This is a genomic window from Cupriavidus gilardii, assembly GCF_013347325.1.
In the GTDB taxonomy this organism is placed as follows: Bacteria; Pseudomonadota; Gammaproteobacteria; order Burkholderiales; family Burkholderiaceae; genus Cupriavidus; species Cupriavidus gilardii.
In genome coordinates, this window is sequence record NZ_CP054624.1 from 114,934 (window position 1) to 133,863 (window position 18,930).

The following is an 18,930-nucleotide window of genomic DNA, read 5'->3' on the forward strand; positions in this document are numbered from 1 at the left end:
TCTGAACGAGGGCAACCAATATGGCCACGGTCATCGATCGGCGGGAGAATGGCGGCAACAAGAGCGCGGTCAACAAGCAGCGATTCATCAAGCGTTACCGCGAGCAGATTCGGCAGGCCGTAGCGAAGGCGGTGTCCGGCCGGAAGATCATGGACATCGAACAGAGCGGTCAGGTGTCCATTCCGGTCAAGGACATCTCCGAGCCGATATTCCACCATGGCCAGGGTGGCAAGCGCGAGTGGATCCACCCCGGCAACAAGAAGTTCGTCCGCGGAGACAGTTTCGACCGCCAGCAGCAAGGGGCGGGCGGAACCGGCTCCCGGGCGAGCGACTCGGGCGAGGGCGAGGACGATTTCGTCTTCACGCTCTCGCGCGAGGACTTCCTCAATTTCTTCTTCGAGGACATGGCGCTGCCGGACATGGCCAAGCGCCATCTGGCCAAGATCGCCGAGGTGCGCAAGGTGCGCGCCGGCTTCTCGATCGACGGCACGCCCTCGAACCTGTCGGTGCTGCGCACGATGCGCAGTTCGCTCGGCCGGCGCATCGCGCTGTCCGGGCCCTACCAGCGGCGCCTGCAGGCGCTCGAGCAGCAATACAGCGAGGTGCTCGAGGAAGAGGGCCCCTACACGGCCCGCGCGCAGGAGATGATGAAGGAGATGCGCCATCTGCGCGCCTGCATCGACCGCGTGCCCTTCATCGAGAAGCTCGACCTGCGCTACAACAACCGCGTGCTGAAGAAGCGTCCGCAGGCGCAGGCGGTGATGTTCTGCCTGATGGACGTGTCGGGGTCGATGGACGAGAGCCGCAAGGACCTGGCCAAGCGCTTCTTCATGCTGCTCTACCTGTTCCTGAAGCGGAACTACGAACGCATCGACGTCGTCTTCATTCGCCACCATACGGTCGCCAAGGAAGTCGACGAGGAAGATTTCTTCCATTCGCGGGAATCGGGCGGCACGGTGGTGTCCAGCGCGCTGAAGCTGATGGTCGACGTGATCCACAACCGTTACCCGGCCAGCCAGTGGAACATCTACTGCGCCCAGGCGTCGGATGGCGACAACTGGGCCGGCGACTCGGAGCTGTGCGGGCGGCTGCTGCGCGAATCGATCCTGCCGCTGGTGCAGTACTACGCCTATGTCGAGGTCGCGTCCGAGGAGCCGCAAAACCTGTGGGAAGAGTACATGACGGTCAAGAGCGCGCACGAGAACTTCGCGATGCAGCGGATCATCGGCGCGGACGAGATCTATCCTGTGCTGCACGACCTGTTTCAGAAGAAGGCGGCCTGACCGGACACCGGGCACCGATGCGTTGACACCCTGGCGTACCGGTGCCCGGCATGGGGTCCATGCAAGGGCGCCGCAGCGGACAGGCCTTGGCTAACCGGTGGAGCCGCGATGGCGCTCCGCCGACATGGGGGTGGGAAATGGCATACCTCTCTACCGGTTCGGAGTGGACCTTCGAACTGATCCAGCGGTACGACCGGGAAATCGCGCGCATCGCGGCCGATTTCGGTCTCGATACCTATCCCAACCAGATCGAGATCATCACCGCCGAGCAGATGCTCGACGCCTATGCGTCCGCGGGCCTGCCGGTCGGCTACAGCCACTGGTCCTACGGCAAGCACTTCCTGGCGTCGGAGCGCAGCTACCAGCGCGGGCACATGGGTCTGGCGTACGAGATCGTGATCAACTCCAACCCCTGCATCGCCTACCTGATGGAGGAGAACACGATGCCGATGCAGGCGCTGACGATCGCGCACGCCTGCTATGGCCACAACTCCTTCTTCAAGGGCAATTACCTGTTCCGCACCTGGACCAACGCCGACGCCATCGTCGACTACCTGCTGTTCGCGAAGAACTACGTTGCCGAATGCGAGCAGCGTTATGGCGAGCAGGAGGTCGAACTGCTGCTCGACTCCTGCCATGCACTGCAGAACTACGGCGTCGACCGCTACAAGCGGCCGAAGAAGCTGTCGATCACCGAGGAGCAGGCGCGCCAAGCCGAGCGGGAGAACTATCTGCAGATGCAGGTCAACGATCTGTGGCGCACCTTGCCGAAGCACCGTTCGCACGCGCTGGTGACCGAGGACGAACCGCCCGAGACCGAGGCCACCTTCCCGCCGGAGCCGCAGGAGAACCTGCTGTACTTCATCGAGAAGAACGCGCCGAAGCTGCAGCCATGGCAGCGCGAGATCGTCCGCATCGTGCGCAAGATCGCGCAGTACTTCTATCCGCAGCGGCAGACCAAGGTGATGAACGAGGGCTGGGCCACGTTCTGGCACTACACGATCCTGCACGAACTGTACGAGCAGGGGCTGGTCAACGACGCCTTCATGATGGAGCTGCTGCAGGCCCATACCAACGTCATCTACCAGCCGCCGTACCACAGCCCTTATTACAGCGGCCTCAATCCCTACACGCTCGGCTTCCTGATGTTCCAGGACCTGCGCCGCATGTGCGAGCACCCGGACGACGAGGATTACCGCTGGGCGCCGGAAATCGCGGGCAGCGACTGGCGCAAGACGCTGGACTTCGCGATGCGCAACTTCAAGGACGAGAGCTTCCTGCTGCAGTTCCTGTCGCCGAGAGTGATCCGCGAACTCAAGCTGTTCTCGGTGCTGGACGACGACCGCGAAAGCAAGCTGCGCGTGACCGCGATCCACGACGACGAGGGCTATCGGCGCATCCGGCAACTGCTGGCCAGCCAGTACGATTTGTCCAATATCGAGCCGAACATCCAGGTCACCAACGTCGACGTCGGCGGCGACCGCTCGCTGACGCTGCGCCATCTGCAGAGCGACCGCCGGCCGCTGGCGCAGAACTTCGAGGAGGTGGTGCGCCATGTCACGCGGCTATGGGGCTTCACCGTGCGGCTCGAGGTGGTCTACGAGGACGGCCGGCACGAGATCAAGTACGAATGCCGGCCGGAGCGCAAGCACCATCGCAAGGCGGCGTAAGCGGGAGACGGCGATACGAGGATGGCTGGCCGATCCCGCCAGGGGATCGGGGGCCGGCGCAGCCCGACAAGACGGCAAGGGCGGCGATTTCAGCGCTGAAATCGCCGCCCTTGCCGTTTGGCAGCTCCACGGCGATATCGCGAGCGCTATGCCGTCCCGGCGCCGCCCTCGATCAGCGGCTTGACGTCGGCCGCGCCGCCGCCATCGAGCTGCAGCGTCATGTACGGCGACGCCATGCGGATGCCGGCCGCGTCGAACTTCTGCTTCAGCGTCGCGTTGAACGCCCGCGTGATTTCGAATTGCGCCAGCGGCAACGTCTTGAACTGGGCCAGCACGACCGGGCCCGACGGATCGAAGCGGTCCAGCCCGAGGATGTCGAGCCCCGACAGCAGCCGATGGGCGAATCGGATGTCCTGCGCGATCTCGTCGCCGGCCTCGCGGATCAGCGCCATGGCGCGGTCCAGATCGCTGTCGTAGCGCAGGCCGATATTGAAGACCGCGAAGGCATGGCCGCGCGACAGGTTCTTGATCGCCTTGATCTGGCTGTACGGCAGCACATGCAGCGCGCCCTTGCCGTCGCGCAGCTTGATGGTGCGGATCGTCATCCCCTCGACCGTGCCGCTATGGTCGGGCAGCTCGACCACGTCGCCGATCGCGATCGAATCCTCGATCACGATGAACAGCCCCGTGATCAGGTCCTGCACCAGCGTCTGCGCGCCGAAGCCGATGGCCAGGCCGACCACGCCGGCGCCGGCGATCAGCGGCGTCACGTTGACGCCGAGGTTGGCCAGCACCGCGATCAGCGCCATCACCAGCAGCGCAACGAATACCGCGTTGCGCAGCAGCGGCAGGATGGTGCGGGCACGCATGCTAGGCGGCTGCCCGCGCCCATGTCCGGGCGCCAGCGCCTGCGTGATCGCGGTGTCGATGACGAGCCAGAACAGCCACGACAGCAGCACCGCGGCCAGCGCGCCGAATACCGCGTCGGCGAAGCGGCGGCCCAGCTCGGTTGAATGCATCAGGTGCAGCAGCGAATTGCCCCAGACCCGGCTGGCCAGCTCCAGGAAGCCGAGCCAGATCGCCAGGCGCACCAGCGCCACTGCGAAGCGCCCAAAGCGCGCCAGATAGGCCGATCGCCGCTGCCAGCGTTGCCGCGGCCCGTGCTGCGTCGCCTGCGGCGAGCGTCCGGTCACCACCGTCAGTGCCAGCGCTGCCACCAGCAGCGCTACTGTCAGGATGGTGCGGCCCAGATAGTCGTCGGCGTGACCGGCGGCGAGCAGCGTGCCGACCACCGAGGCGAACACCACGGCCAGCACCGGCAGATGCCAGGTGCCGCCGGCCAGCCGCAGCACATCGGTGACGGCCGGATGGGCCTGGCGGAACGCCAGCGGCCGGTTCGCGATCAGGTGGCCGATCTGCCGGCGAAAACGCAGGCAGAAGCAGGCCATCAGCAGCGCCGCGGCGATGTTGGACAGATTGGCGGTCACCGCGGACAGGTTGATGCCGAGCGCGGCGACCACGCGGGCATTGGTGGCGGCGTCGCCGAGCGCCGCCAGCGAGCCGATCGCGAACAGCATCGTGCGCGAGTGGTGGTGCAGGTCGTGGACCGCACGCCGCCGGTGCGCGGTACCGAAGACCGCGAACAGCGTCTGCGATACCGCCGACAGCACCGCGCCGGCAACCAGCGCATAGGCCAGCGTCAGCGCCGCGACGCCGGCCGGCACCAGATGCAGCGCCAGCGCGCGCACGATCCAGATCGCCACGCCGAATGCGATCGCCCATGGACCGACCCGGCGCAGCATGAAGATGGCGACGTCCGTCCACGACGGCACCGTGGGCAGCTGGACCCGATCGACCGGCCGCATCAGCCGTCCGCGCACCCGCCGCGCCAGCTCGTGCAGCAGCCAGCCGCCAACCGCCCAGCCCGCCAGTACCGCGGCGAACAGCTGCGCCGATGCGAGCGCGCTGCCGCGTCCGCGGTCGGTCAGCGCCTGCTGCCATTCCTCGCCGGCAAAGCGCAGACGCCAGTTCCAATAGCGCCACGGACCCTGATCCTTGCCGAGCCGGTCGTCGACCTGCTCGACCGCTTCGGCCAGCGCACCGACCAGTCCGCCGGCCTCGGCCTCGGCCTCCGACGCCGCTGCCGCCGCCGCGGGCGCGGACGCCGCTAGCCCGTCGCGGACCGCCCGCAGTTGCCCCACCAGCGCAGCCCGCTGCCGGTCGTTCTGCAGCGTCTCGATGACCTGATCGAGCGATTGCGCCAGCGGTACGCTGGCCGCGGCCTCGGAGGCCGGCGCCGACGTGGCGGCGGGGGACTGGGCGGCGGGCTTGCCCAATGGCGCGGCCGCGCCGGACAGCGGCATGGCGCCGATCGCGCAGAGCCAGATCAGCGCCAGCCATGGCAGATGACATCGCAGTTTCATCGTCGCGGGGGCCTCGTCGAAACCGGTTCTCGGCCCCGCTGGGAGGGCCGCCTTGGGCGCACTGTAACCGATGCCCATGGCCCGGGCGACCGGTCAATGTCTGACGCCGCGGCCGCCCAATCGGCGGCGCACGCAACTTGGCCGATAGTGCTACTCTAATTCCCCTCTTTTCTCCGACCCTTTTTTCATCAGGTTCTACACAGGCCCCTTACTCAGGAGATTGTTGTGGCCCGCAAAACTCCCATCGAGCGCTATCGCAACATCGGCATCAGTGCGCATATCGACGCCGGCAAGACGACCACGACCGAACGCATCCTGTTCTACACGGGCGTCAGCCACAAGCTCGGCGAGGTGCATGAAGGCGCCGCCACCATGGACTGGATGGAGCAGGAGCAGGAGCGCGGCATCACCATCACGTCGGCCGCCACCACTGTGTTCTGGAAGGGCATGGCTGGCAAGTATCCCGAACATCGGATCAACATCATCGATACCCCCGGGCACGTCGACTTCACGATCGAGGTCGAGCGCTCGATGCGCGTGCTGGACGGTGCCGTGATGGTCTACGACGCGGTCGGCGGCGTGCAGCCGCAATCGGAGACGGTCTGGCGCCAGGCGAACAAATACGGCGTGCCGCGGCTGGCGTTCGTCAACAAGATGGACCGCGTCGGCGCGGACTTCTTCCGCGTGCGCGAGCAGATCGCCGAGCGTCTGAAGGGCGCGGCCGTGCCGGTGCAGATTCCGATCGGTGCCGAAGACCATTTCCAGGGCGTCATCGACCTGGTGCGCATGCAGGCCATCGTCTGGGACGAGGCCAGCCAGGGCGTGCGCTTCGAATACCGCGAGATCCCCGCCGAACTGGCCGATACCGCGCAGCTGTGGCGCGAGCGGATGGTCGAGGCGGCGGCCGAGGCCAACGAGTCGCTGCTGGAGAAATACCTGGGCGGCGAGGCGCTGAGCGAGGACGAGATCAAGGCCGGCCTGCGCCAGCGCACCATCGCCAACGAGATCGTGCCGATGCTGTGCGGCAGCGCCTTCAAGAACAAGGGCGTGCAGGCGATGCTCGACGCGGTGGTCGACTATCTGCCGTCGCCCGCCGACGTGCCGGCGATCCGCGGCCATACCGAGGACGATCGCGATGCCGAGCGCCATCCGAGCGACGACGAGCCGTTCTCCGCGCTGGCCTTCAAGATCATGACCGACCCCTTCGTCGGCCAGCTGATCTTCTTCCGGGTCTACTCCGGCGTCGTGAATTCGGGCGACACCGTCTACAACCCGGTCAAGGGCAAGCGCGAACGCCTGGGCCGCATCCTGCAGATGCATGCGAACACGCGCAACGAGATCAAGGAGGTGCGCGCCGGCGACATCGCCGCGGCCGTGGGCCTGAAGGAGGCGACCACCGGCGACACGCTGTGCGACCCCGCCAACGTGATCATCCTCGAGCGGATGACCTTCCCCGAGCCCGTGATCTCGCAGGCGGTCGAGCCCAAGACCAAGGCGGACCAGGAGAAGATGGGCGTGGCGCTGAACCGCCTGGCCCAGGAGGACCCGTCGTTCCGCGTCAAGACCGACGAGGAATCGGGCCAGACCATCATCTCCGGCATGGGCGAGCTGCACCTGGAAATCCTGGTCGACCGGATGAAGCGCGAGTTCGGCGTGGAAGCGACCGTCGGCAAGCCGCAGGTCGCCTATCGCGAGACGATCCGCCAGCCGATCAAGGGCGTCGAGGGCAAGTTCGTCAAGCAGTCGGGCGGCCGCGGCCAGTACGGCCACGTGGTGATCGACCTGGAGCCGCAGCCGCAGGGCAAGGGCTACGAATTCGTCGATGCGATCAAGGGCGGCGTGATTCCGCGCGAGTTCATTCCGGCCGTCGACAAGGGCATTCAGGAGACGCTGAACGCCGGCGTGCTGGCCGGCTTCCCGGTGGTGGACGTCAAGGTCACGCTGGTGTTCGGCTCGTACCACGAGGTCGATTCGAACGAGAACGCCTACCGGATGGCCGGCTCGATGGCCTTCAAGGACGGCATGCGCCGCGCGCGTCCGGTGCTGCTCGAGCCGATGATGGCGGTCGAGGTCGAGACGCCGGAGGAGTTCACCGGCAACGTGATGGGCGATCTGTCGTCGCGGCGCGGCATCGTGCACGGCATGGACGAGATCGCGGGCGGCGGCGGCAAGCTGGTGCGCGCCGAGGTGCCGCTGGCGGAGATGTTCGGCTACTCGACCTCGCTGCGGTCGCTGACCCAGGGCCGCGCGACCTACACGATGGAGTTCAAGCATTACGCCGAGGCGCCGGCCAACGTCGCCGACGCGGTGGTCAACGCGCGCCGGCAATAGTCGTCAGGCGAAGGCCGTTCTCAAACGAAGGGCGGCTCGCCCTGCCAGTCGAAGAAGTCCGGCATGTCGCGCGATACGGTCTGCGGGAACGCCGCCGGGCGCTTCTGCAGGAAGGCTTCGACGCCTTCCTTCGCGTCCGGCGAGCGCCCGCGCGACTGGATCGCGCGGCTGTCGAGCTTGTGCGCCTCCATCGGATGCGCGGCGCCTGCCATCCGCCAGATCATTTGCCGCGAGATCGCGACCGACACCGGCGCCGCGTTGTCGGCGATCTCGCGCGCCAGCGCGTAGGCCGCCGGCAGCAGGTCGTCCGGTTCATGCAGCGAACGCACCAGGCCGCGCTCCAGTGCCTCCTGTGCCGGGAACACGCGGCCGGTGTAGCACCATTCCAGCGCGGTCGAGATGCCGACCACGCGCGACAGGAACCACGACGACGCGGCCTCCGGCGTGATGCCGCGGCGCGAGAACACGAAGCCGAACTTGGCCGCGGTCGACGCGAGCCGGATATCCATCGGCAACTGCATCGTCACGCCGATGCCGACCGCCGCGCCGTTGATCGCGCCAATCACCGGCTTCAGGCTGCGGTAGATCCGCAGCGCGACACGGCCGCCGCCGTCCCGGTGCGGCGTGTCGGCCGGCGCGCCATAGCGTTTCTCGAAATCGAAGGTCGAGCCGCCCGACGATAGATCCGCGCCGGCGCAGAACGCGCGTCCCGCGCCCGTCACCACCACCGCCCGCACCACATCGTCGGCGTCGGTCGCATCGAAGGCGGCGATCAGCTCCTGCATCATCTGCGCGTTGAACGTATTCATCTGTTCCGGCCGGTGCAGCGTGATGGTCGCGATGCCGTCGGCGACGGCGTAGCGCAGCGTTTCGAACTGTGAGGGGTTCATGAGGGCTCCGATATGGTCGGTCGATGCGGGAAACGTCGATGGCGATGCGGCGCCCGGCGCCGGCTTGCTCAGGCGAAGGTGATCGCGCCGCGCCGGTCCGCGCGCTCCAGATGCGGCACGTTGTTGAAGCTGAGCAGCCGCTGCGTATTGCGGCCGCAGATGATTTCGCAGAAGGCGGTATTGCGGAACTGCAGGTTCAGCTCGATCGCGGTCTGCGCCGGCGCATGCAGCATGTCGGCCACCGCGCGGCCGATCGCGCCGCCAGAGCTGACCACCAGGATCGCGTCCTCGCGCGCCGAGCCCTCGGCGCCGTGCGCCAGCCCCGCCGCGATGCGCTTGCCGAATTCCTCCCAGCTCTCGGGCATGCCGGTCAGCGTGCCGGCGGTCCAGGCCGCGAACGCCGCGCGGAAGGTGCGCCAGTAGTCCGCGTAGTCGCCGTTCTGATGCGCGCGATGGTCGGCGCCGCCGGTGTGGGCGCAGTACAGCGCCTCGCCGTCGTACTCGTTGAAGCCCGGATGGGTTTCGAGCGTCAGCCCGGCACCGGCCTCGCCCATCGCGGCCAGGATCTCGCTGGCGGTGTCCTGCTGGCGCACCAGCGAGCCGGCGATCACGCGGCGAAAGCGCACCCCGCGCTCGACGAAATATTCGCCGAGCCAGCGCGATTGCTGCCGGCCCTGTGCCGACAGGCAGTCGTAATTGGCCGCGCCGAAGGAGGCCTGGCCGTGGCGCACGAGAAATAGCGTTGCCATAGAGGGAGAGCGGAAGGTTGGGACAGGGGCCGGGCGGCCGGCCGGCAGGCCGGCGATGGCCGTCGCGCTCGATTGTAGGGCGCGCTCCGAGTGCCGGCCAAGCAAGCGTGACACGCTGCATACCGGTCATGGCCGCGCTGCATTGTCGCGGCCGGCGCGCCTTGCGCGTCGCAAATTTTCGAAAGCCGCCGGCACGTTACGCAAATGGCGTCGCCATACGCGGTTACCTTGGCGCCTGCCCGCCGGCGGGCATTCCTCGCGCGAGGGACATCAGCAGCAAGACATCACCATCAAGACATCACCATCGAGACATCAGCATCACGACATCAAGAGGTCATGACGATGCGTACGTATCACACCTTGGCGTATGCCGACTGCACCGCCTTCAGCGCGGCACTCGAATCGCCGGATGGCGGACGGGCAATCAGCGCCGCGCTCGTGCGCGGCGAGCTGATCGAGGTACAGGGCCATCGCTTTCGCCTGTGCCGATCGAGTTCCGGCTGGAAGATCAAGACCGCTTCGCTATGGCAGATGACACACCGCCAGCGCTTCGCGCGGCTGATGCGGTGCCTGCGCCTGGGCGGCGACGAGGTGCTGTGGGAATCGCGGGTGCGCCGCTTCGTCAAGCATTGGGCGCTGCGCGTCGAGACCGATGGCGGCAACGAAGGGGGCAAGGGCGGCAGCGCCGACGGCAGTCGGGATTGCGCGCGGCCGCGCGTGGTCCCGCTCTACATCAAGGGCTGGCTGCCGCCGGCTCTCGACCATCACGGCCTGCCGGCAGAGAGCCGCGAGGCCGGGCGCCGGCGCCGCGCCCAGCTGCTGCGCTACGTTCAGCGGCCGCAGTCCGAACCCGATGGCGCATCGGAGCGCCCCGGCGAGGCGTCGCACAGCCGGCCAACCATGCCGCCTGACACCGAGCTGCGTCGACTGTGCCCCGAAGTCGCGCAGCGTTTGTTCGGTCCCGGTTCCGACCTGCGTGGGCGCAACCTGCGCGACAGCCGCCTGGGGCCGCTGGATCTGGGCGGTGCCGACCTGCGCGGCGCGGTGCTGGTCCGTTGCGACGCCGTCGAGGCGGACCTGCGCAACGCCGACCTGCGCGATGCCGATCTGCGGCTGGCCGATCTGAGTCGTGCCAGGCTGGACGGCGCCAGGCTGTCCGGCGCCCAGCTCGCAGGCACCCGGCTGCAAAACGCCTCGCTCGGCGGTGCGGACCTGCGTGGCCAGACGCTTTACGCGATGGCGTTGGCCGGCGCCACGCTGTCCGGGGCGGACCTGACAGGCGCCGGCTTCGTGCTGCCGCCCGACGCGTTGGTCGACGGCGCCACCCGCCGGGCCGCGCTCAAGCCGTTGCATCAGCATGACGGCAATCTGCTGTGGACGGTGGTCTCGCTGTCCGATCGGCAACGGCGACGCGAACTGATGGCGGCGATCGTCAACGCGCTGAATTGCGCGGCCGCGCAAAACGAGGACATCTCCGACACCAATGACGCCCTCGCCGAGTTGTTGCTGAAGGACATCGACCAGTATTGGGAAAACGCCGGCGAGAAGAGCAGCGACATCGTGCTGGATCACTGTATCCGGAGGCTGGCCAGGCATCAGTGCCAGCGCCTGGCCAAGACGCTGCCCGAGTCGTGCGAAGAGGTGCTGCTGAAGCTGGCGGACCGATATCGCGCGATGTTTGCCAAGTATGATCCCGCGATGTTTGCCAAGTTTGGCGAACTGCCATGGGAGTTGACGCTGGAGCCGCGGTCGTCCCCGATCAAGGTCGTCCCCGATCAATCGAGCGTGACGCCGGTATCGGCGGTCAGCTTCAGCACCACCGGCAGATAGGCGCGATAGGCGCTGCTCGCCTCGGCCGGCAGATTGCCGACCGGCTCGGCGCCCATCTCGTCGATCCGGCGTGCCACCGGGCCGCTGCGCACCAGCGCGCTGACCTCGCGCCCGAGCCGCTCGACGATGGCGGGCGGCGTCTTCGCCGGGGCCAGCAGCGTGGTCGGCCCGACGACCTCGTAGGCGGCATCGCGATAGCCCGCCTCGGCAAACGTCGGCACATCGGGCAGGCCCACGGCCCGCCGCGTGCCGATCACCGCCAGCGGCCGCAGCTTGCCGGTGGCGATATGCTGCTTCAGCGCGGTCACCGAGCCGATCGTCATGTTGACCTGTCCGGCCAGCAGGTCCGACACCATCGGTCCTTCACCGCGGTAGGGCACGTGCAGGATATCGAGCCCCCTGGTCTTGGCCAGATACGACTGGATCGTATGCGGCTGCGTGCCCGGTCCCCACGAGCCCATCCGCAAGGCGCCGGGATGCGCCTTCGCGTAGGCGAACAGTTCGTCGACGCTCTTGACCGGCAGCGTGCTGTTGACCACCAGCACGGTACGCATGGTGGCGATATCGGAGACCGGCTGCAGGTCGGTGCGCGGATCGTAGGGCAGCTTCTTGTACAGCGCCAGATTGGCCGTGATCGGCCCGGGCACCGTCATCAGCAGCGTGTAGCCGTCGGGCGCGGACTTGGCGACATGGTCGGTGCCGATGATTCCGCCAGCGCCGCCCTTGTTCTCGACCACGACCGGCTGGCCCAGCCGCTGGCTCAGCGCGTCGCCCAGCGTGCGGGCCAGCGTGTCGGTCGAACCGCCGGCCGGATAGGGCACGACGATGCGGATCGGCTTGCTCGGATAGGGCTGCTGCGCATGCAGCGGCAAGGCAGCCAGCACCAGCATCGCCAGCGCCGCGGTGCGCATCGCGCTTCGGCATCTGGCTGTCCTGAGGGCAGCCGTGTTGCTGTGTGGGTTCATGGCTGGTCTCCTCGTCGTCATGTTCTGTGGCCCTTGCCATCCGCTCGCCGGCGCGCCGGGATCGCATTCGATCGCGCCGATTCGAACGCGGCTTCAATCGCGGATCAATTCAATCGCGGCTTCAATCGCGGCTTCAATCGCGGCTTCAATTGCGGCTTCAATTGCGCATCGGCGCCAGATAGCCGTCGATCAGCCGCGCCATCTGCACGGGCAGTTCGTCGTCGTCCAGCCGCAGTGGCGGCGGGTCGTGCAACAGCGCATGGATCAGCATGCCGAACGCAGCCTGCATGGCGAAGCGAACCTTCGCCTCGGCGCCCGCGCCGTCATCGAGCCGCGGCGTCAGCAGCGCCACCATCCGGTCCGCAAAGGCCGCCGCGCAGTCGCGATGCGGCTGCCAGGCCTGCGGCCGGGCACCGGCCTGCTGCAGCGCCGCCCGCAGCAGCCCGCGCTGGGCGCGGCAGCCGCGCACCAGCAGGCGCATTGCCCTGTCGATCAGCACCGCGGTCGGCACACCGGCGCACCGTGGCAGCGCCAGATGCCGCTCGATGGCCTGCTGCGCGTCGCGTACCGCGGCCGCCTGCAGCGCGTCGAAAAAGGCCGCCTTGTCGCGGAAACGCCCATAGAAGGCGCCGACCGACAACTCGCAGGCCGCCACGATCTGCGCCACCGAAATCGATTCGAAGTCGCGCGTGGCCAGCAGCGTGCGGCCGGCGGCCAGCAACGCCTGCTCGGTATCGCGGGCGCGCTGGCGCTTGGGCGCATGCAGCAGCGAACGCGCCTCGAATGCGGGGAAGGCGGTACGTGCGGTGCCGGGCAGCGGGAATGGGGAGGCAGGGGTCATGACGGCTTCCGGAGGCGGCTACGGAAAAGGGGAGCGGTCTCGATACGGCGACGCCGATACACGGCATCGCCGATCCGATGCGTCCGGCCACGTTAGGGGCACCCGCGGGGAGCGTCAACGACAGGGCTGCTATTTCCAATATCTGGAAATTCGTTCCATCATTTGACGGTCCTCGCCGCGGCCACCCACACTGGATTTCAGGAGACAACATGAACACGCCGGTCGAACAATTCATCGCCGAACGCCGCCGCGACGATCCGTCGTTCGGCGGACTGCTCGCCAAGGGCTTTGCCCTGCTGCGCTGCTTCATCGACGAGCCGCAGCCGATGGGCAATGGCGAACTGTCGCGCCGGCTGCAGCTGCCGCGCGCGACGGTGTCGCGCATCTGCAAGACGCTGTACGAGCTCGGCTACCTCGACTGGGACCCGAAGCTCGACAAGTACTTCGTCAGCGCGCAGGTGCTCGCGCTGGGGTATCCCTACCTGACTGGCCTGCCGATGCGGCATACCGCGCGGCCGCTGATGCAGGCTCTGGCGGACCGCATCGACGGCGCGGTGTCGATGGGCGTGGCGCATCGGCTCGACGTGACCTATCTGCTCACCTGCACGCACAACGAGGGCACGCCGGCCCGGCCGGGCGTCGGCGCGGTGCGCTCGGTGCTGAACACCGGCATGGGCCGCGCGTTCCTGTGCACGCTGTCGAAGGCCGAATTCCAGAGGCTGATGGAGATCGCGCAGCGCGAGCGTCCCGACGAATACGCCGCCAACTACGACCGCATCTGCCACAACGTCGCCCACTACCCCAAGCGCGGCTACGCGATCAATGAGGGCGAGGCCGGCATCGGCGTGCATGGCGTCGGCATCTACTCGCGCATCGTCTATCTGAACCGACCGCTGCTGTTCAACTGCGCGATCGCCGGCAGCAAGCTGCGCCGCGGCATGCTGGAAAAGCGCGTGGCGCCGATGCTGGCCGAGATGGTCCGCAGCATCGAACAGGCAGCGGGTGTGGGGCGATAGCGCACGACATTCGCCGCGCCGCCGCTCCTGCGCCCACGCCCACCCGGCCCGGGCACCGGGACAACGAGACACCAAGATGCCGCCGCCACGGCGGCATCGGCCACAACGACAACGAAGACAACGGAGACATCGATGCCAGACCCGACCCCTGATCTGTCCGCCTTGCTGCGGCCACGCTCGATCGCCGTGATCGGCGCCTCCTCCCAGCCGGAGAAGGTCGGCGGCATGCCGATCCGGCTGCTGCGCGAGCTCGGCTACGGCGGCCGCGTGCATCCGGTCAATACCGCCTCGGCCGAGATCCAGGGTCTGCCCGCCACGCCCTCGCTGGGCGCGCTCGGCGAACCGGTCGATCTTGCGATCGTCGCGGTGCCGGCAATGGCGAGCGCCGACGTGATGGCGCAGCTGGCCGCCAATGGCACGCGCGCCGCGGTGTTCTTCACGTCGGGCTTCGCCGAGGTCGGCGAAGCGGGCACCCGCATGCAGCAGGCGCTGGCCGAGCAGGCGCGGCATCACGGCATCACGCTGCTGGGACCCAATTGCCTCGGCGCGATGAATCTGCGCGAGCGCATGTTCGCCACGTTTTCGCCGATTCCATTGGGCGGGCTGCCGCCGCTGGGCGATGTGGGACTGGTCAGCCAGAGCGGGGCCTTCGGCGCCTATGCCTTTGCGCTGGCCCGCGAGGCCGGCCTCGGGCTGAGCCATTGGGTGACCACCGGCAACGAGGCCGGGCTGCAGGTCGCCGACGTGATCGAATGGCTTGCGCACGACGACGACACGCGGGTGATCCTGACCTATATGGAAGGCTGCCGCGATGGCGAGCGGCTGCGCCGCGCGCTGGCCGCCGCGCGCGCGGCCGGCAAGCCGGTGGTCGTGGCCAAGGTGGGCGTCACCGAGGCCGGCGCGCGTTCGGCGCAATCGCATACCGCCAGCCTGGCGGGCGAGGACGCGGTGTACCAGGCGGTGTTCGACGAATACGGCGTCCATCGCGCCGAATCGCTGGAGGCATTCTTCCGGCTCGGCTATGTGCTGTCGCGCGGCCGCCGTCCGTCGCGCTGGCACAGCGCCAGCGGCCTGGCGGCCGATGCGGTGGCGCCGGTGGCGATCGTCACGGTGTCCGGTGGCGTCGGCATCATGATGGCCGATCGCGCCGAGCAGCTCGGTTTGCCGATGCCGCCGATGCCCGCCGCCCCGGCCCAAGCGCTGCGCGCCGCGATTCCGTTCGCCAGTACCGCCAATCCGATCGACGTCACCGGCCAGATCGTGGCTCAGCCGCGCGTGCTGCTGGACGCGCTGCGCGACGTCGCCGAATGCGGGGAATACGGCAGCGTGGTGGCCTTCCTCGCCGCCGGCGCCAATGCGCCGGCGCTGTGGCCCGAACTGCAGCGCACGGTCGCCGCGCTGCACGCATCGAACGGCAGCGCGCCGCTGCTGCTGTGCGGGCTGGTCGCCGACGATCGCCGCGCCTGGCTGGAGCAGCACGGATGCCTGGTGTTCCGCGAGCCCGCGCATGCGATCGAAGCGGTCGCCGCGCTGGCGCGCGCGGCCGCGCAGCCGACCGACACGGGCGGCGAGCCGGCGGCGGGCTCCCCCTTGCCGCAGTTGCCGCGCATCGCCGCCGACGCCGGCGCGCTGTCCGAGCATGAAGCGATGCAACTGCTGGCCGAAGCCGGCGTGCCGGTCGCCCCGCACGGCCTGGCGCGCGACGCCGACGAGGCGGTACGGATCGCCGAACGGCTCGGCTATCCGGTCGCGGTCAAGCTGTGCTCGCGCGAGATCCTGCACAAGAGCGATGTCGGCGGCGTTGCATTGAACCTGCACGATGCCGCCGCGGTGCGCGCCGCATTCGCGCGCGTGCGCGACGCGGCCCGCCGCCATGCGCAGCAGTCGGGCGGCGCGCCGGGGCCCTTCGATGGCGTGGTGGTGGCGCGCATGCTGCGCGGCTGGGGCGAACTGATGGTCGGCGTGCGGCGCGATCCGGTGTTCGGGCTGGTCGCATTGGCCGGCATCGGCGGCACCGCGGTGGAGGTGTTCCGGCAGATGGCCTTCGGCCTGGCGCCGCTGTCGATGCCGCGTGCGCTGGCGACGCTGCGCGAGAGCCGCGCCGAGGCGCTGTTCGTCGGCCATCGCGGCAATCCGGCGGTGCCGCTGGAGCGCGTCGCCCAGGTGCTGGTGCGCGTGTCGCAGGCCGCCGCCGCAATCGGGCCGCGGCTCGACACGCTGGAAATCAATCCTTTCATCGTTACCGTCGACGGCCCGGTGGCGGCCGACGCCGTCATCACGCTGCGGCACGACGCGTCCTGAACCCGAAGCGAGCACCCGACATGAACCATCCCGCCAGCCCCGTCTTCTCCGCTCCCGTCTACGACAATCCCCAGCAGGCGCTGACCGCCGCGGCGGCGCTGCCGCTGGTGATCTACGGCTACCCGCTGATCGAAACGCTGCGCACATGCCGGGTGCAGACCTCGGTCGAGGCGGCCACCGGCTACGGCCGCGCGCCGATCAATGTGCTGTCGGCCAGTACGCGCCAATGGACGCACGAGGACCGCGACATCGTCACGCCCGCCAACGATCTGCTGTACTTCTGCGGCTGGGTCGATCTGACCGACGGTCCGGTCACGCTGCACGTGCCACCGCTGAGCGATCCGGACCGCTACTACGTGGTGGAACTGCTCGATGCGCATACCAACAACTTCGAGAATCTCGGACCGCGCAATGTGCCGGCCGAAGGCGCCGCGGTGCAGCTGGTCGGCGCCGGCCAGCAGGCGGACGGCGGACACGCGGTGGCCTGTCCCACCTCGCTGGTCTGGCTGATTGGCCGCGTGCTGGTGCAGGGCGAGCACGACCTGCCGGCGGCGCATGCGTTCGAGCAGGGCTTCCGGCTCGATGCGCCGGTGATCGGGCGGCAGCCGCAGTGCGTGCGGCTGTGGCGCGAGACCGGCGACGCCGCGCTCGACTTCTTCCACAACCTGTTCCAGGCGCTGCGGGAGTTTCCGCCGGCGCCGCAGGAGCTAGGCTTGCTGACGCTGCTGCGGCGCCAGGGCATCCGGCTCGAGGACGACATCGAGATCGCGGCGCTGCGGCCGGCGGTGCAGGCCGGGCTCGCCAGCGCCTATCGGCAGGGCATGGCACTGATCGAGGCGCATACGCGCAGCCAGGCACGCAAGAGCTGGGGCTACAGCCTGAAGCTCGGCGTCTATGGCGACGACTGGCTGATGCGTGCGACCACCGCGATGAAGGGACTGGGCGCGTTGCGTGCCGACGAGGCGGTCTACGCGATGGCGGACTTCGATGCCGACGGACAGCCGCTTGATGGCGCCGGCACCTACGAGCTGCGCTTCCCTGCGGGCCATCTGCCGCCGGCGCAGGCGTTCTGGTCGGTGTCGCTGTACGGCGAGGACCGCTTCTTCACCGCCAATGCGATCGGCCGCCATGCGATCGGCGATCGCACGCCGGGCCTGCGCTACGAGGCCGACGGCAGCCTGGCGATCGCGATCTCGCATGCGCGGCCGGCGTCAATCGACAACTGGCTGCCGGCGCCGGCGGGGCCGTTCTACCTGATCCTGCGCCTCTATCATCCGAGCCCGGCCTTTATCGCCGGGAAGTACGTCATTCCGCCGGTGCGGCGGATCGCCTGAGGAGGCCACCATGCTCCGTTCCCACTTCCCTGGTGGCAGCCGGCTCGCCAGGGCGCTGCTGGCGGGCGTACTGCTTGCCGTCGGCCTCGCGCCTGGCCAGGCCGCGCACGCCGACAGCTATCCTTCGCGGCCCGTCAAGCTGATCTCGCCCTATGGCGCCGGCGGGTCCAACGACACCTCGGCGCGCGTGCTGGCCGACGCGCTGAGCCAGAAGTACGGGCAGCAGTTCGTCGTCGAGAACCGGCCGGGCGCCGGCACCCGCGTCGCCAACGAACTGGTCGCGCATGCCGCGCCGGACGGCTACACGCTGCTGTGGGCGGCCGCGCCGTTCGCGATCAATACCGCGGCCGGACTGAAGCAGCGCTACGACATTGCCAGGGATTTCAAGCCGGTCGGTCCGCGCGTGGTCGGGCCGGTTTTCCTGATCGTCAACGCGGCCTCGCCGGCCCGCACGCTGGCGGACTTCGTCAAGCTCGCGCGCGACAAGAAGGACGGCATCACGTTCGCGTCGCCCGGCATCGGCTCGGGGCCCCATCTGACCGGCGAGCTGTTTGCCGCGCAGGCGGGTTTCAAGGCGCTGACCGTCCATTACAAGGGCGACGCCACCGCCTATACCGAACTGCTGGCGGGGCGTGTCGATGCGACTCTGACGGCGATCACGTCGGCGCTGCCCTTTAGTGCGGGTTGCCGTTGCTGAAGCGCAGGCAGGGCTCGCGCGCCAGGTCCTCCGGATGGCGCGGCACGCCGTGCTTGCGCAGGAAGGCGGGCGTGGCGACCACCACGCGGCGGATCCGGCCGACCGGCTGGGCGATCAGCGTCGAATCGCGCAGCGGCCCGATCCGCACGCCGACATCGACGCCCTCTTCGAGCAGGTCGACCACGCGATCGGCGAAGTTCAGCGAGCAATGCACCGCGGGATAGCGCTGCACGAAGCGCGTGACCGCGGGTGCCACATACATCTGGCCGAACAGCATCGGCGCGGTCACCGTCAGGTGGCCGGCGAGTTCGACCTGGCGCGTGGTCAGGCCGGCTTCGACCTCGTCGATGGTGGCCAGGATGCGCCGGCAGCTGTCCAGGTAGCTGCGGCCGTCCTCGGTCAGCGCCAGCCGGCGCGTGGTGCGGTTCAGCAAGCGGACCTGCAGATGGGCCTCCAGCGCGGCCAGCGTGCGCACCACCGCCGGCAACGAGGTGCCGAGCGAGGTCGCGGCCGCGGTCAGGCTGCCCTTGTCGACGATCCGAACGAAAGTCTGCATCGCGCGAAGTTTGTCCATGGCGCGACATTACTCCATCTATTGGA

General features: G+C 68.6%; 12 protein-coding genes and 2 pseudogenes. 8 read left to right on the plus strand and 6 right to left on the minus strand.

The annotated features are described in order from the left end of the window. The first annotated feature begins 20 nt into the window (after positions 1–20). Together FOB47_RS00460 and FOB47_RS00465 are read left to right on the plus strand one after the other, a co-directional pair. Complete coding sequence (locus FOB47_RS00460) at positions 21–1,283, plus strand: YeaH/YhbH family protein (RefSeq protein WP_006576789.1); 1,263 nt, start codon at positions 21–23, stop codon at positions 1,281–1,283. Between the two features lie 137 nt (positions 1,284–1,420). Further along, positions 1,421–2,953 (plus strand): SpoVR family protein, encoded by a 1,533-nt coding sequence (locus FOB47_RS00465; RefSeq protein WP_023265246.1) that lies wholly within the window; start codon positions 1,421–1,423, stop codon positions 2,951–2,953. Between the two features lie 146 nt (positions 2,954–3,099). Here the strand turns inward: FOB47_RS00465 and FOB47_RS00470 are convergent, their stop codons facing one another. Further along, entirely contained in the window at positions 3,100–5,376 is a 2,277-nt protein-coding gene (locus tag FOB47_RS00470; protein ID WP_174779661.1) for a mechanosensitive ion channel domain-containing protein, read from the minus strand. Between the two features lie 225 nt (positions 5,377–5,601). Between FOB47_RS00470 and fusA the strand changes: the two genes are divergently transcribed. After that, entirely contained in the window at positions 5,602–7,707 is a 2,106-nt protein-coding gene (fusA, locus tag FOB47_RS00475; protein ID WP_151022676.1) for an elongation factor G, read from the plus strand. A 20-nt stretch (positions 7,708–7,727) separates the two neighbouring features. Here fusA and FOB47_RS00480 read toward each other — a convergent pair whose 3' ends face one another. Next, complete coding sequence (locus tag FOB47_RS00480) at positions 7,728–8,597, minus strand: crotonase/enoyl-CoA hydratase family protein (RefSeq protein WP_174779662.1); 870 nt, start codon at positions 8,595–8,597, stop codon at positions 7,728–7,730. Between the two features lie 68 nt (positions 8,598–8,665). Continuing rightward, on the minus strand, positions 8,666–9,346 hold the full coding sequence (locus FOB47_RS00485; RefSeq protein ID WP_053824458.1) for a histidine phosphatase family protein: 681 nt from the start codon (positions 9,344–9,346) through the stop codon (positions 8,666–8,668). A gap of 336 nt (positions 9,347–9,682) precedes the next feature. On the opposite strand from FOB47_RS00485, the gene FOB47_RS00490 reads away from it, so the two are divergent. Continuing rightward, positions 9,683–11,176, plus strand: a complete 1,494-nt coding sequence (locus FOB47_RS00490) for a pentapeptide repeat-containing protein (protein WP_174779663.1) — start codon at positions 9,683–9,685, stop codon at positions 11,174–11,176. On the opposite strand, the gene FOB47_RS00495 is transcribed toward FOB47_RS00490, so the two are convergent. Both FOB47_RS00495 and FOB47_RS00500 read right to left on the minus strand, forming a co-directional pair. Beyond that, a complete protein-coding gene (locus FOB47_RS00495; RefSeq protein ID WP_174780800.1) occupies positions 11,122–12,087 on the minus strand; it encodes a Bug family tripartite tricarboxylate transporter substrate binding protein in 966 nt (321 codons plus the stop codon). The genes FOB47_RS00490 and FOB47_RS00495 overlap by 55 nt on opposite strands. Before the next feature lie 211 nt (positions 12,088–12,298). After that, complete coding sequence (locus tag FOB47_RS00500; protein ID WP_174779664.1) at positions 12,299–12,982, minus strand: TetR/AcrR family transcriptional regulator; 684 nt, start codon at positions 12,980–12,982, stop codon at positions 12,299–12,301. A 209-nt stretch (positions 12,983–13,191) separates the two neighbouring features. Here FOB47_RS00500 and FOB47_RS00505 point away from each other — a divergent pair, with 209 nt between their 5' ends. The 4 genes and pseudogenes from FOB47_RS00505 to FOB47_RS00520 all read left to right on the plus strand — a co-directional run. Then, positions 13,192–13,998, plus strand: a complete 807-nt coding sequence (locus FOB47_RS00505; RefSeq protein ID WP_053824454.1) for an IclR family transcriptional regulator — start codon at positions 13,192–13,194, stop codon at positions 13,996–13,998. Positions 13,999–14,130: 132 nt separating this feature from the next. Continuing rightward, a complete protein-coding gene (locus FOB47_RS00510; RefSeq protein WP_174779665.1) occupies positions 14,131–16,299 on the plus strand; it encodes an acetate--CoA ligase family protein in 2,169 nt (722 codons plus the stop codon). A gap of 20 nt (positions 16,300–16,319) precedes the next feature. Next, positions 16,320–17,633, plus strand: coding sequence for a DUF1254 domain-containing protein (locus FOB47_RS00515; protein ID WP_174779666.1), 1,314 nt, complete (start codon positions 16,320–16,322; stop codon positions 17,631–17,633). Between the two features lie 10 nt (positions 17,634–17,643). Beyond that, a pseudogene (locus FOB47_RS00520) lies at positions 17,644–18,309 on the plus strand (Bug family tripartite tricarboxylate transporter substrate binding protein); the annotation flags it as partial. Position 18,310: 1 nt separating this feature from the next. Here FOB47_RS00520 and FOB47_RS00525 read toward each other — a convergent pair. Further along, positions 18,311–18,904: pseudogene (locus tag FOB47_RS00525) on the minus strand (LysR family transcriptional regulator); the annotation flags it as partial. Between the last annotated feature and the right edge of the window lie 26 nt (positions 18,905–18,930).

What these genes read in the sequence shown, in the direction of transcription:
- FOB47_RS00460 (WP_006576789.1), top strand. Translation starts at nt 21, where the DNA reads ATGGCCACGGTCATCGATCGGCGGGAGAATGGCGGCAACAAGAGCGCG.
- FOB47_RS00465 (WP_023265246.1), top strand. Translation starts at nt 1,421, where the DNA reads ATGGCATACCTCTCTACCGGTTCGGAGTGGACCTTCGAACTGATCCAG.
- FOB47_RS00470 (WP_174779661.1), bottom strand. Translation starts at nt 5,376, where the DNA reads ATGAAACTGCGATGTCATCTGCCATGGCTGGCGCTGATCTGGCTCTGC.
- FOB47_RS00480 (WP_174779662.1), bottom strand. Translation starts at nt 8,597, where the DNA reads ATGAACCCCTCACAGTTCGAAACGCTGCGCTACGCCGTCGCCGACGGC.
- FOB47_RS00485 (WP_053824458.1), bottom strand. Translation starts at nt 9,346, where the DNA reads ATGGCAACGCTATTTCTCGTGCGCCACGGCCAGGCCTCCTTCGGCGCG.
- FOB47_RS00490 (WP_174779663.1), top strand. Translation starts at nt 9,683, where the DNA reads ATGACGATGCGTACGTATCACACCTTGGCGTATGCCGACTGCACCGCC.
- FOB47_RS00495 (WP_174780800.1), bottom strand. Translation starts at nt 12,087, where the DNA reads ATGCGCACCGCGGCGCTGGCGATGCTGGTGCTGGCTGCCTTGCCGCTG.
- FOB47_RS00500 (WP_174779664.1), bottom strand. Translation starts at nt 12,982, where the DNA reads ATGACCCCTGCCTCCCCATTCCCGCTGCCCGGCACCGCACGTACCGCC.
- FOB47_RS00505 (WP_053824454.1), top strand. Translation starts at nt 13,192, where the DNA reads ATGAACACGCCGGTCGAACAATTCATCGCCGAACGCCGCCGCGACGAT.
- FOB47_RS00510 (WP_174779665.1), top strand. Translation starts at nt 14,131, where the DNA reads ATGCCAGACCCGACCCCTGATCTGTCCGCCTTGCTGCGGCCACGCTCG.
- FOB47_RS00515 (WP_174779666.1), top strand. Translation starts at nt 16,320, where the DNA reads ATGAACCATCCCGCCAGCCCCGTCTTCTCCGCTCCCGTCTACGACAAT.